This window comes from Pleomorphomonas koreensis DSM 23070, assembly GCF_000425185.1.
Classification (GTDB): domain Bacteria; phylum Pseudomonadota; class Alphaproteobacteria; order Rhizobiales; family Pleomorphomonadaceae; genus Pleomorphomonas; species Pleomorphomonas koreensis.
Window position 1 is genome coordinate 68,131 of sequence record NZ_AULH01000008.1, and the last position, 13,000, is coordinate 81,130.

General features: G+C 67.2%; 11 protein-coding genes. 4 read left to right on the plus strand and 7 right to left on the minus strand.

Features of this window, described 5'->3' with window-relative positions; all coding sequences use genetic code 11:
• Nucleotides 1–25: 25 nt before the first annotated feature.
• Nucleotides 26–523 carry a pantetheine-phosphate adenylyltransferase gene (gene coaD, locus H512_RS0107085; RefSeq protein ID WP_026782864.1) on the minus strand — a complete coding sequence of 166 codons (498 nt, stop codon included), beginning with the start codon at nt 521–523 and terminating at the stop codon, nt 26–28.
• A 225-nt stretch (nt 524–748) separates the two neighbouring features.
• Here coaD and H512_RS0107090 point away from each other — a divergent pair, with 225 nt between their 5' ends.
• Complete coding sequence (locus H512_RS0107090; RefSeq protein ID WP_026782865.1) at nt 749–997, plus strand: hypothetical protein; 249 nt, start codon at nt 749–751, stop codon at nt 995–997.
• Between the two features lie 191 nt (nt 998–1,188).
• Here the strand turns inward: H512_RS0107090 and gyrA are convergent, their stop codons facing one another.
• The 6 genes from gyrA to H512_RS0107120 form a co-directional block, all read right to left on the minus strand.
• Nucleotides 1,189–3,858 carry a DNA gyrase subunit A gene (gene gyrA / locus H512_RS22980; RefSeq protein ID WP_156899420.1) on the minus strand — a complete coding sequence of 890 codons (2,670 nt, stop codon included), beginning with the start codon at nt 3,856–3,858 and terminating at the stop codon, nt 1,189–1,191.
• 422 nt (nt 3,859–4,280) lie between these two features.
• The gene (locus H512_RS0107100) at nt 4,281–4,922 is read right to left on the minus strand and encodes an NAD(P)H-dependent oxidoreductase (RefSeq protein ID WP_026782866.1); all 642 of its coding nucleotides are present in this window, start codon (nt 4,920–4,922) and stop codon (nt 4,281–4,283) included.
• Between the two features lie 280 nt (nt 4,923–5,202).
• The gene (der, locus tag H512_RS0107105) at nt 5,203–6,609 is read right to left on the minus strand and encodes a ribosome biogenesis GTPase Der (RefSeq protein ID WP_036790540.1); all 1,407 of its coding nucleotides are present in this window, start codon (nt 6,607–6,609) and stop codon (nt 5,203–5,205) included.
• 82 nt (nt 6,610–6,691) lie between these two features.
• Nucleotides 6,692–8,065, minus strand: coding sequence for an outer membrane protein assembly factor BamB family protein (locus H512_RS0107110; protein WP_053239653.1), 1,374 nt, complete (start codon nt 8,063–8,065; stop codon nt 6,692–6,694).
• Nucleotides 8,062–8,739, minus strand: a complete 678-nt coding sequence (locus H512_RS0107115) for a tetratricopeptide repeat protein (RefSeq protein ID WP_026782869.1) — start codon at nt 8,737–8,739, stop codon at nt 8,062–8,064. The genes H512_RS0107110 and H512_RS0107115 overlap by 4 nt, the downstream gene beginning before the upstream one ends.
• Nucleotides 8,740–8,875: 136 nt before the next feature.
• The gene (locus H512_RS0107120) at nt 8,876–9,451 is read right to left on the minus strand and encodes an NnrU family protein (RefSeq protein ID WP_026782870.1); all 576 of its coding nucleotides are present in this window, start codon (nt 9,449–9,451) and stop codon (nt 8,876–8,878) included.
• 278 nt (nt 9,452–9,729) lie between these two features.
• Here H512_RS0107120 and H512_RS27600 point away from each other — a divergent pair, with 278 nt between their 5' ends.
• From H512_RS27600 to trmFO, 3 genes are all read left to right on the plus strand, one after another.
• A complete protein-coding gene (locus tag H512_RS27600) occupies nt 9,730–10,206 on the plus strand; it encodes a L,D-transpeptidase (protein WP_425414161.1) in 477 nt (158 codons plus the stop codon).
• Between the two features lie 730 nt (nt 10,207–10,936).
• The gene (locus tag H512_RS26265) at nt 10,937–11,086 is read left to right on the plus strand and encodes a DUF1127 domain-containing protein (RefSeq protein ID WP_084633142.1); all 150 of its coding nucleotides are present in this window, start codon (nt 10,937–10,939) and stop codon (nt 11,084–11,086) included.
• A gap of 457 nt (nt 11,087–11,543) precedes the next feature.
• Nucleotides 11,544–12,935: a methylenetetrahydrofolate--tRNA-(uracil(54)-C(5))-methyltransferase (FADH(2)-oxidizing) TrmFO gene (gene trmFO, locus H512_RS0107135; RefSeq protein WP_026782872.1), complete on the plus strand. Its 1,392-nt coding sequence runs from the start codon at nt 11,544–11,546 to the stop codon at nt 12,933–12,935.
• Nucleotides 12,936–13,000: the final 65 nt, after the last annotated feature.

Here is a 13,000-nt window from a genome sequence, read left to right on the forward strand (position 1 = left end):
CCCTGCTTCTTAATGTGCCGATTCTTCAGCCGGCCGGATAGCGGGCGCGGAGTTTGTCCGCAACCTGCGGCGGAACGAAGGCAGTTATGTCGCCGCCGAGACGGGCGATCTGCTTGACGAGGCTGGACGCCACGTGGCGGACGCCCGACGAGGCGCCGAAATAGATGGTGTCGATCTCCGGCGCCAGCACCGCGTTCATGCCGGCCATGCCCACCTCGACGTCCAGGTCGGAGCTGTTGCGGATGCCGCGCACCAGCACGCGGGCGCCGTGCCGGCGGGCAATGTCGACGACCAGATCGGCGAAAGTCACCACTTCGATGCGGCCGCCGGTCCGGCCGGCGATCGGCACCACCAGCTCGCGCAGCATGGCTTCGCGCTCGGCGGCGTCGAACTCGCCCTTCTTCTCGTGGTGGATGCCGATGGCCACGACGAGCGTGCCGAACAGGCGCGAGGCGCGCTCGATCACGTCGAGATGGCCGTAGGTGGCCGGGTCGAAGGAGCCGGCGTAGAGGGCGGTCGTCATGGTTGTCCTGAATAGCCCTTTCCCCGGCCGTTCACAACTCCGCCTCGCCTGCCGCAACCGCCGACGGAGGAACGTTCGATGCCATCGGCATTTGGTCGCATTAACGGCTGATTAAGCATTAGCGCCGATGCCTTCAATGCTCATCATCGCGTTAACTGCCGCGTAACGATCCCGCCCGAAACTCGACCTTCACAGGTAGGTCTCGTGAATGGAAGGCGGCCTGACATGACGAAGCACGGTACCCTGCGCATGAAGAAGATGGCCCTCGTCATGGCCGGTCTTTCCGCGGCCGTTCTGTCGATCGGCGCCACCGAACCGATGTTCCCCGAACTCGGGCGCGGCGATCAGGCGTCGGACGTCAGCCGTTGCGCCACCGAAACCGTCGACGGCCTCAAGGTCTGCGCCAGGGAGGCGCACGCGACCAGCGGCATCACGATCACCACCGTCGCGGCGGGTCTCACCATCGTGGAGTGACCGGTCATCAGGGCATGTCCGCGCGCAAAGCCGATTGCCGCCTTTGCCGGAATGCCCTGGAAGACGACGGACGATCGGGGCCGGCGAGCCCCGGCCAGATGCGGCAAGGGCGCAAGACGGCAGGCCCCGTCTTGCGCCCTCTCCTTTTGTCGGTCAGGCGGCGGCCGGCGTTTCCGCCGGCCGGCCGATCATTACGCCTCGGGCTCTTCGCCGATGTCGGAGATGTGCTCCACCGACACCACCTTCTCGCCGTCGGCCGTGTTGAAGATGCGGACGCCCTTCGAGGCGCGCGACACGATGCGGATCTGGTCGACCGGCACGCGGATCAACTGGCCGCCATCGGAGACCAGCATGATCTGGTCGGCCGGCTCCACCGGGAAGGCGGCGATCAGCTTGCCGATCTCGTCGAGCTTGCTCTGGTCCGTGGCCTTGATGCCCTTGCCGCCGCGGCCGGAGGTGCGGAACTCGTAGGACGACGAACGCTTGCCGTAGCCCTGCTCGTTGACGGTCAGCACGAACTGCTGGGCCAGCATCATCTCGGCGTAGCGCTCCGGCGACAGCGTGTCGATGCCGTTGCCCTCCTCCTCAGCGTCGTCGGCCACCGCCTCATCGACAACCTCTGCATCCTCGGCGCCGGCCGCCCGCTGCTCGGCCGCCCACTCTTTCTGGAAGGCGGCGCGCTCGGCCGGGCTGGCGTCGAAGTGGCGCAGGATGGTCATGGAGATCAGCTCGTCGCCGTCGGCAAGCGAGATGCCGCGTACGCCGGTCGAATCGCGGCCCTTGAACACGCGCACGTCGCCGACCGGGAAGCGGATGCACTGGCCGAGCGCCGACACCAGCAGGAAGTCGTCGCTCTCGGTGCAGGTCTCGACGCCGATGATGCCGTCGCTGTCGTCGTCGAACTTCATGGCGATCTTGCCATTGCGGTTGACCTGCGCGAAGTCGCTGAGCTTGTTGCGCCGCACCGTGCCGAGCCGGGTGGCGAACACCACGTCGAGATCGGCCCACGACGCTTCGTCTTCCGGCAGCGCCAGGATGGAGGTGATGCGCTCGCCATCGGTCAGCGGCAGGATGTTCTTGATGAACTTGCCGCGCGACTGTGGCGTGGCGAGCGGCAGCCGCCAGACCTTCAGTTTGTAGGCGATGCCGCGCGAGGAGAAGAACAGCACCGGCGTATGGGTGTTGGCGATGAACAGGCGGGTGACGAAATCCTCCTCCTTGGTCGCCATGCCGGAGCGGCCCTTGCCGCCGCGATTCTGCGCCCGGTACTGCGACAGCGGCACGCGCTTGATGTAGCCCTCGTGGGAGACGGTGACCACCATCTCCTCGCGGGCGATCAGGTCCTCGTCCTCCATGTCGGCGTCGGACTCGAGGATCTCGGTGCGGCGCGGCGTGGCGTAGGCGGTGCGGATCTCGGTCAGCTCGTCGCGGATGATCGACATCACGCGGTCGCGCGAGGCGAGGATCTCGAGATAGCCCTTGATCTCCTCGGCGAGCTGGTTGAGTTCGTCGGAAATCTCGTCGCGGCCGAGCGCGGTGAGGCGCTGCAGACGGAGATCGAGGATGGCGCGCGCCTGTTCTTCGGAGAGGTTGTAGGTGCCGTCGTCGTTGACCTCGTGGCGCGGATCGTCGATCAGCCGGATCAGCGCCTCGACGTCGGCGGCCGGCCAGCGGCGGGTCATCAACTGCTCGCGGGCGGTGGCCGGGTCCGGCGCGTTGCGGATGACGGCGATCACCTCGTCGATGTTGGCGACGGCGATGGCAAGGCCAACCAGCACGTGGGCCCGGTCGCGCGCCTTGCCGAGCAGGAAGCGGGTGCGCCGCGTCACCACCGTCTCGCGGAAAGCGACGAAGGCGGAGAGCACGTCCTTGAGGTTCATCAGCTGCGGCCGGCCGCCGTTCAGCGCCACCATGTTGACGCCGAACGACGTCTGCAACTGCGAGAAGCGGTAGAGCTGGTTGAGCACCACGTCGGCCACCGCGTCGCGCTTCAGCTCGATGACGACGCGGATGCCGTCACGCGAGCTTTCGTCGCGGAGATCGGCGATGCCCTCGACGCGCTTCTCGCGCACCAGCTCGGCGATCTTCTCCACCATCACCGACTTGTTCACCTGATAGGGAATCTCGGTGACGATCAGCGCCTCGCGATCCTTGCGGATCTGCTCGATGGCGACGCGGCTGCGCATCACCACCGAGCCGCGGCCGGTCATGAACGCCTGCCGGATGCCGGAGCGGCCGAGGATCATGGCGCCGGTCGGGAAGTCCGGGCCCGGCAGCACCTCCATCAGTTCCTCGATGTCGATGTCCGGATTGTCCATCAGACGGATGGTGGCATCGACCACCTCGCCGAGGTTGTGCGAGGGGATGTTGGTGGCCATGCCGACGGCGATGCCGCCCGAACCGTTGACCAGAAGGTTCGGGAAGCGGGCCGGCAGCACGGACGGCTCCCGCTCGGAGCCGTCGTAGTTGGGATTGAAGTCGACGGTGTCCTTGTCGAGATCGTCGGTCAGCGCCTGCGACACGCGTTCGAGGCGCACCTCGGTGTAGCGCATGGCCGCGGCGCTGTCGCCGTCGATGGAGCCGAAGTTGCCCTGTCCGTCGACCAGCGGCAGCCGCATCGAGAACGGCTGAGCCATGCGCACCAGCGCGTCGTAGATCGAGGCGTCGCCATGCGGATGGTACTTACCGATGACGTCGCCGACCACGCGCGCCGACTTGCGATAGGGCTTGTTCCAGTCGTAGCCGTTCTCGCTCATCGAGAAGAGGATGCGGCGGTGCACCGGCTTCAGGCCGTCGCGCACATCCGGCAGGGCGCGCGACACGATCACGCTCATGGCGTAATCGAGATAGCTGCGCTTCATTTCCTCGATGAGAGAAACGGGCCTGATGTCGGTCGGCTCGGCGCCGTCGGGCGTCTTGGTGTTTTCAGCCAATGGCTTAGACTTCCTGAACTACTCCGCCGCGCGGCCACATGGCCTCAAGACGGCGGGGGTTGTCTTGTCCGTCCTGTCGTGCGGCTGAGGATCATTTCGCCCTTGCCGGCCAGACCTTCCGGATATGCTTCGTTCTAGCCGATTCTGACCGTGGAAGCCAACAATGCACGCTCCCATCAACAGCCCTGCGAATCGGTGGATTTTCCTTGTCTATTCAAAGCACTATTCGGGCTTTTTGAGGGCCGGCGGCAAGCACCCGAAACCCTACCCGAATACCGCTCGTGCCGGGGCGGACGCAGCCGTCAAAAAGATTGGGCGGACCCGAGGATCCGCCCCTTCCGTTCGCCGGCTCAGCGGATCACGGTGACGAATTCTTCCTTCGGCCGGCGCACCTTCTTGAGGCCCACCAGCCAGTCCTGGTCGGCCTGCCGGTAGCCGAGCGGCAGCATGGTCACCGACCTCAAGCCACGCGCCCTGAGACCCAGCAGCTCGTCGAGCGCGTCGGCGTCGAAGCCTTCCATCGGCGTCGCATCCACCTCCAGCATCGCCGCCTCGGCAATGGCGAAACCGAAGCCGATATAGGACTGGCGGGCAGCGTGCTCGAAGTTGGTGCGGGCGTCGCGCGGCACGTAGGCATTGAGCAACCGATGCCGGTAGGCGTTCCAGTTGTCGAGCGCCTCGCCCGTCAGCTGCCGCTCGGCCTCCACGAAATCGAAGGCCGCGTTGATGCGGTCGGCGGTGTAGGTGTCCCAGGCGGCGAACACCAGGATGTGCGAGGCGTCGACCACCTGCGTCTGGCCGCTGGCGATCGGCAGGATCTTCGCCTTGATGTCCGGATTGGTGATCACCAGCAGGTCATAGGGCTGCAGGCCGCTCGACGTCGGAGCAAGGCGGACCGCCTCGACGATCTTGTCGATCTTGTCCTGCGGCACCGGCCGCGCCGGGTCGAACTTCTTGGTGGCATAGCGCCAGTTGAGCTTTTCGAGGAGCATGGAGGAATCCTTGTCGGAGGAAGGGGCCGTGGCGACGCCGGTTCGGGGAGGGGCGCGAAGGGTCGCCGCGAGAGACCCCGCGACAGTCGCGCGCCGTCGGCGCACCTTGCAACCGTCTCGCATGGAAGTCACCAAGATGTGACCGTCGATCGCTTGTGCCAATCGGCGCAGACGCCGACGCACCCGCTCATTGAAGCCATTGCCGATTTCTCATGTGCATCAGGGCATGAGAAATCGACAAGCGGAATACCTGGGAGGCATGTTCAATGCCTCGCAGGTCTCAGCCCTTCTTGTCGTAGGGGTTGTCGCCGCCCGAGCGCATCTGCACGCGGATCGGCGTGCCCGGCATGTCGAAGGTCTCGCGCAGGCCGTTGGACAGATAGCGCATGTAGCTCTCCGGCATCGCTTCGGGGCGCGAGCCGAAGATCACGAACATCGGCGGCCGCGTCTTGGCCTGGGTGATGTAGCGGATCTTCAGGCGGCGGCCGGCCACCGCCGGCGGCGGATGATGCTCGATCAGGCCGGTCAGCCAGCGGTTGAGCCGGCCGGTGGAGATGCGGGTGTTCCAGACGTCGTAGGCGCGCGCCACCGCCTCCATCAGCTTGTCGATGCCCTGACCGGCGAGGCCGGACAGCGTGACCAGCTCGACGCCGCGCACCTGCGGCAGCAGCCGCTCGCATTCCTCGCGCAGCTCCCTGAGCTTGGCACCACGATCCTCGACGAGATCCCACTTGTTGAGGCCGATCACCAGCGCCCGGCCCTCGCGGACGATCAGGTCGACGATATGAAGGTCCTGCTTCTCGAAGGGGATGGTGGCGTCGAGCAGCACGACCACGACCTCGGCGAACTTGATGGCCCGGAGCGCGTCGGCCACCGACAGCTTTTCGAGCTTTTCCTGCACGCGCGCCTTGCGGCGCAGGCCGGCCGTGTCGAACAGCTTCACCTCGCGGTCCCGCCACGTCCAGTCGACCGAGATCGAGTCGCGGGTGATGCCGGCCTCGGGTCCGGTCAGCAGCCGGTCCTCGCCGATCATCCGGTTGATCAGCGTCGACTTGCCGGCGTTGGGCCGGCCGGTGACGGCAACGCGCAGCGGCCGCTGCACCTCGGGGGCCACGAGGTTGCCCTCCTCGTCGACGTCGAGGTTGGTCACCGCCTCCTCGCTCTCCGGCTCGGCAAAGCCGAGGCGGCCCTCCAGCGCCTCGCGCAGCGCGTCGTAGAGGTCGGCAAGGCCCTGGCCGTGCTCGGCCGAGATGGCGATCGCCTCGCCCAATCCCAGCTCGTAGGCCTCCATCAGCCCGGCCTCGACCGCCCGGCTCTCGGCCTTGTTGGCCACCAGGATCACCTCGCGGTCCATGCGGCGGATCATGTCGGAGAAATGCTTGTCGAGCGGCGTGACGCCGGCCCGCGCGTCGTAGAGGAACAGCACGGCGTCGGCCTCGCGGATCGCCGTCTCGGTCTGGGCGCGCATCCGGCCGAGGAGCGAATCCGGATCGGCCTCTTCGAGGCCGGCGGTATCGATCACCTGGAAGGCGAGATCGCCGAGCCGGCCGCTGCCGACGCGGCGGTCGCGGGTGACGCCGGGCGTGTCGTCGACCAGCGCCAGCTTCTTGCCGACGAGCCGGTTGAACAGGGTGGACTTGCCGACATTGGGGCGGCCGACGAGGGCGACGGTCGGTTGCGCGGGCATGATCGAAACTTCCTTGAATAGACGTTGCGGCGCCGGATCGTCCGATCCGCCGCCGCCCGTCCGTTTTCCCGTGGCGCCGTGCTCAGTTCACGGCGATGAGCGTACCGTCTCCGGCCAGAACCATCATCTTGCCGGAGTTGAGAATCGGGGCGATAGCACCGCTGAAGCCGATCTCGGTGTTGACGCCGAGCGCGCCGGTCGCCGCGTCCACCGAGGCGATGCGGCCGTCGTTGGAGGTGGCCCACAGCGTACCGGCCGCCATCACCGGCCCGGCCCACGAGCCCTTGCGGCTCGACGACGGCCGGAGCGGCAGCGTCTGCGCCCAGATCACCTTGCCGGACTTGATGTCGATGGCGATCATCCGGTTCTCGAGGTCGATCAGGAACAGGCTGCCGCCGGAGACGATCGGCGTCTCGGCGCTGCCGATCGGCTGCTGCCAGCGGACATTGCCGGTCTTGAGGTCGAGGGCGACCAGCGCACCGCCGATGCCGGTGGCATAGACGGCGTCGCCATGGATCACCGGGCTGGCCGAGGCGTCGCGCAGGCCGGTGATCGCCGAGATCGAGCTGTTGGTGGTGATCGACGCCTGCCACTTCATCGCGCCGGTGGCGAGGTCGAAGGCCTGGATCTGGCCGGACGAACCGGCGACCACCACCGTGTCGCCCGAGATGGCGGCGCTGCCGGCGCCAGCCAGCGCCGCGCCGGACACATCGGTCGAGGCGCGCCAGCCGGCGGCTCCAGTCGTCGCGTCAAAGGCCTGCACCACGCCCGACTGGGCGGTGATGACCACCTTGCCGGCGCCGATGGCCGGCGCCGAGCGGGCCGGCGCGTCGAGCTTCACGCGCCAGAGAATGGAGCTGGAGCCGATATCGATCGCCACCAGTTCGCCATAGCCGGTCGCCGCATAGACGCGGCCGCCGGCCACGGCGAGGCCGCCGCCGCCGACCGCGTCGCGCTTGCCGGCCGGATAGACGCTGACGTGCCAGAGGGCGCCGCTGTTGGCCACCTTGAAGCCGGAGACGACGCCGGAGGCGTCATAGACATAGACAACGCCATCGGCGGCCACCGGCCGCGCCGAGATGCCGCGGCCCTTGCTGGTGGAAAGGCCCATCATGTCGTTGCCGAAACCCGACTTGCCGCCCTTCATCGACCAGAAATGCACACCCTTCAGCGCGCCGGCGACGTTGCCGGGATCGTTGGTGGCCGTGCCGCCCGGCTGCGACCAGGCGGCAAGCGCCGTCGCCGCCCCGATGGTCGCCCGGCCGTTGGTGACGCCGCGCGTCGGGTCGGACACGGCGAGGATGGACGTGCGGTTGCCCTCGGCGACGACCGCGTCTTTCTTGAAGGGATTGAGCGACGACAGCTGATCCATCGCCGAATCCGAGCCGCAGCCGGCCAGCGCCGCGACGACGGCGAGCGACAGGAGGGCGGCGGAGAGGCGCGGACGGGCGATCATCCGGCGGCTCCATCGCCGACGTCGCCGGCCTCGGATATGGCGAGATCGCGCAGGATGCGGGCGCGGGCACGCACGTCGGACGGCGTCGCCGGATCGTCGGTCAGCTTGCGGGCTTCGGTGTTGACGCTCTTCCAGTCCTCGGCGCGGACGGCCGAAAGCGCGATGATCTCGCGCGCCGCATGGCGCCAGGGCGAAATGTCGTTGTTGTAGCCGGCGACGCGCGCCTTGATCTGGTCGAGGTTTTCGCGGTCGACGGCGATCAGCGCGGCGCGGACGGCGGCGAGGTCGCGGAAGGCCTGGTCGACGCCGGACGCCTTGGACAGGTCCTCGAAGGCGGCGAGCGCGTTGTCGGTCTCGCCCATCGCCGCGTGCTCGGAGGCGGCGCGGAAGCGGGCCAGCACCTGATACTGCGTCGGCGCGCCGCCGGCATAGACGGCCAGCGCCTCGGCCAGCGCCTTGTGGTCGCCCGGCTTCACCGAGGCCAGCACCTCGGCATAGGCGTCGCCCGCCGCGTTGGCGCGGCTGGTCGCCCAGTAGTCGTAGCCGCGCCAGGCGGCGGTGCCGATGACGATCAGGCCGGCTGCCAGATAAACGAGCCAGCCATAGCGCTTCCACATGCTGCTCAGCCGGTCGCGGCGCAGGTCTTCGCCCACTTCGTCGAAAATATCAGACATCTTCCATCCAACTGTCCGGTCGCGATCCCCCGCAGGATACGCCCGTGGCACGGCCGGCGCCGGCCCCGCGCCAGCGCAACTCATCGACGCCGTTTACAGCGTTTTTCGCGGCGGCGCCACCTCTTCATGCGGCGGTTCAGACGAGCGGCATGCCGATCAGCCAGTCGTGCAGCAGGAACATGAAAGCCGCCCAGACGGCGAGACCGATTCCGACGGCGATCCAGTCGTTCATCGGCTCGGGCGGCTTCGCCGGGGCGGCGGACATCGGCCGGGCGATCAGCGAGAAGCGGGCCGCCAGCGTCCACACGAAGAACACGGCGCTGAGCAGCACGCCGGCCAGCGTGCCGACGACCAGCGCATGGGCGACCGACCACAGCGTCACCGACAGCAGCATCGGATGCTGGACGAAGCGGCCGATGCGCGTCGGTGCCGGAAAGAAGGAGGCGATCAGCAGCGGCAGCGCCACCGCCATCAGCACGAAGGCGAACCAGCGCGCCCAGGCCGGCGGCTCGAACAGCAGCACCGGATCCTGGCGGGCGAGGCCGTAGCCGTAGATCAACAGGACGAGGCCGGTCAGCGAGACCAGCGAATAGAGGCCGCGCCACGGGTTGTAGCCGATGCGGGCGATCGCCGCCGTCCGCGCGCCGGGCAACAGGATGTAGATCGAGTGCATGCCGACGAAAAGAACAAGGCCGACGAGAAAGATCGACATGTCCGGCTCCCTGAACGGCCACGGCGGCCAGCCCGCTCCACCCGCTCATGGCGCGCGGCGCCGGTGCCCGGTTCCCGGAATTTCGACGAGAAGCCGGGAATTCGGCAAGGCCGGCATCAACCATAATCGGTTAACGCTTGCGTGCAATAGTCGTCCGTATCTTCGCGGGGGATGTCATGTATCGCGTCTTCGCCCTGTTGGGATTGTCCCTTTCCGTGAGCGTCGCTTCGCCGGCCCTTGCGGCAACCGTGAGCGACGTCGCCCCGGCCGTCACCGACATGCGTCCGTCGCTGCCGCTCGCCCAGGCCGGCAGCGAACTGGCAATGACGCTGCCGCCGGCCGCCGACATCGCCGAGGCGATCGGCGCCGGGCCGCCGACGCGCCAAGCCCTCGGTCCCAAGGTGATGGTGCGCGTCGACATCTCCGAACAGAGCATGACGGTGCTGGTGCACGGCAAGGTCGCCCATGTCTGGAAGGTGTCCACCGCCGGACGCGGCTACCGGACGCCGACCGGCTTCTGGACGCCCTACCGGATGCACGTGATGTGGCGCTCGCGCAAATACGACAACGCGCCGATGCCGCACTCCATCTTCTTTCACGAGGGCTATGCGATCCACGCGACGCCCTACGTCAAGCGGCTGGGCAAGCCGGCCTCGCACGGCTGCGTCCGCCTGCACCCCGATAACGCCAAGGCGCTGTTCGCCCTCGTCCGGCAATACGGCCCGGCAGCGGTACGCGTCTCCATCGAGAACTGACAGCGGACAGCCCGCCCTTCCCCCTCGATCCGCGCGCGCCCGATCCGGTCTTCCTCCGGACCGGGCCGCCTTGGCCGATCCCCCAGCCTTCGGCCCGAGTCCCTCATCCCGCTGGACGGCCGACGGCGCGCTCCTCGATGCCGGCGCCGCCAGCCGTTCCGCTTCTCCGGCGCATCCAACGACATGCGGACAGCGCAATCGTCCATGACATCGCTGTCACAGCACGACAATCTTCCATGCCCACGGCGATAGCTTGGGAAAACGGTTCAACTGAGAACTGCGGCTTGCCGGCTGGACCCGGAAAACCGATTCATACGCCTCAGGATTTTCCCGTAGGGGTTTTGGAACTCGTCAAAAGGCGATCCCCACTTCCATAACCGGCCGGCTCATTCAAAAATTCTTTGGGCGGGTTTTAGCGCAGGTTTATGCTGCAATGCAGCATTGTCGCCTTTCTGAGCAAATCGCATCAAAACGCCCCTCAACAAACCTAAACAACGGCAAATGTGCGACCAACTCACCGCCTAAGGTCGTATTTTGGCCGTATTTGCGGCTGGGCGGGGTTAACTTTTATCGGCTCAATTGCTGCCGTGCGAAATCTGCATTCCTGACATGCGTACCCCCCTCTAGCCCCGCATGGCTCGTTCGCCTAAATGTCTTCGTGTCGAGAGCGAAGCGCAGCAGACGCAGGACTGAAGAGCGCAGCGCCTCACAACCCGAATGGATGAATGAAATGCTGGACACCGTTGTCAACAAGCTCCGCTCCTACCGCAAATACCAGGAGACCTACCGCGAGCTTTCCCGCCTGAGCACCCGCGAGCTGGCCGACCTCGGCATCTCCCGCGGTGAGATCTCGAACGTCGCCCGCAAGGCCACGCTCTGAACCCTTGGAATTAGGACCGCCCCGCGAACTCTCCTCCTCCCAGTTCCCCGGGCGCTCCTGATAGACACCCTGCCGGTTCCTCCTCCCTCCGGCCGGTGTCTTGGAAAAATGGGCCTCCTCCCCCATCTTTCCATTAGGCGACGATGGCCCCCTCCTCCTCCCAGGGCCATTTCGCCGGTTTTGTGAGTACCGACCAGCCCTTCCTCCTCCCTGGGCGATGTCGGTTTGGCCGCAGCAATCCTCCTCCCTTGCTGTGGCCGCCCTGTGGCGCTCCTCCTCCCGCGTCACAGGCAAGCTGTAGCGGCATACCTCCTCCCATGCCGTCTACAGAAAATTGCAGCGCCCACCGGATCTCCTCCCCCGGTGGGCGTTTGCATGTCCGGGGTATCTCCACCGCTGCCGCCGGGCATCAGGAAAAGCGCTGCACACGGCGGCGGGACGTGCTATCCCCCCGGCCATGAGCCAACAGACCCCCGCCCCCATTCACATCGTCGGCGCCGGCCTTGCCGGCTCTGAAGCCGCCTGGCAGATCGTCTCGCGCGGCATTCCCGTCGTCCTGCACGAGATGCGGCCGCGCCGCGGCACCGAAGCGCACAAGACCGGCGGCTTCGCCGAACTGGTCTGCTCCAACTCCTTCCGCTCCGACGACCATGAGAACAACGCTGTCGGCTTGCTGCACGAGGAGATGCGCCGCGCCGGCTCGCTGGTCATGGCGGCCGCCGACGCCCACAAGGTGCCAGCCGGCGGCGCGCTGGCCGTCGACCGGGACGGCTTCTCCGGCCGGATCACCGAGACGCTGCGCGCCCATCCGCTGGTCACCGTCGCCGAGGGCGAGGTCGACGGCCTGCCGCCCGAGGATTGGGGCGACACCATCGTCGCCACCGGCCCTCTCACCTCGCCGGCGCTGGCCGAGGCCATTCGCGCCGCCACCGGCGCCGCCGCACTGGCCTTCTTCGACGCCATCGCGCCGATCGTCCATTTCGACAGCATCGACATGGACAAGGCATGGTTCCAGTCGCGCTACGACAAGCCCGGCCCCGGCGGCACTGGCGCCGACTACATCAACTGCCCGCTCGACCGCGACCAATACGAGGCCTTCATCGACGCGCTGATCGCCGGCGAGAAGACCGAGTTCAAGGATTTCGAGAAGACGCCCTATTTCGACGGCTGCCTGCCGATCGAGGTGATGGCCGAACGCGGCCGCGAAACGCTGCGCCACGGCCCGATGAAGCCGGTCGGCCTCACCAACCCGCGCAACCCCACGGTCAAGCCCTACGCCATCGTCCAGCTCCGCCAGGACAACGCACTCGGCACGCTCTATAATATGGTCGGCTTCCAGACCAAGCTGAAATACGGCGTCCAGGCCGACGTCTTCCGGATGATTCCCGGCCTGGAGAAAGCCGAGTTCGCCCGGCTCGGCGGCCTCCACCGCAACACCTACCTCGACAGCCCGCGCCTCCTCGATGCCGTGCTGCGCCTGAAAGCGGCGCCGCGCCTCAGATTCGCCGGTCAGGTGACCGGCTGCGAGGGCTATGTCGAGTCGGCATCGATCGGCCTCCTGGCCGGCCGCTTCGCCGCCGCCGAGCGGCAGTCCGTCGCCGCCCTGCCGCCGCCGCCCACCACCGCCCTCGGCGCGCTGCTCGGCCACATCACCGGCGGGCATCTCACGGCCGACACCGAGGGAGCGCCGCGCTCCTTCCAGCCGATGAACATCAACTTCGGCCTGTTCCCGCCGGTGGAGATTCCGAAGGAGCCCGGCCGGCGGCTGCGCGGCAACGAGAAGACCATCGCCAAGCGTCAGGCGATCTGCCGGCGGGCGCTCGCCGACCTCGCCGCATGGCTCGACTGACGCCCTCGGTAACGATCGGAAGAAACAATCGGCGTCCAAAGTAACAATTGTAAAAGGAAAATCTG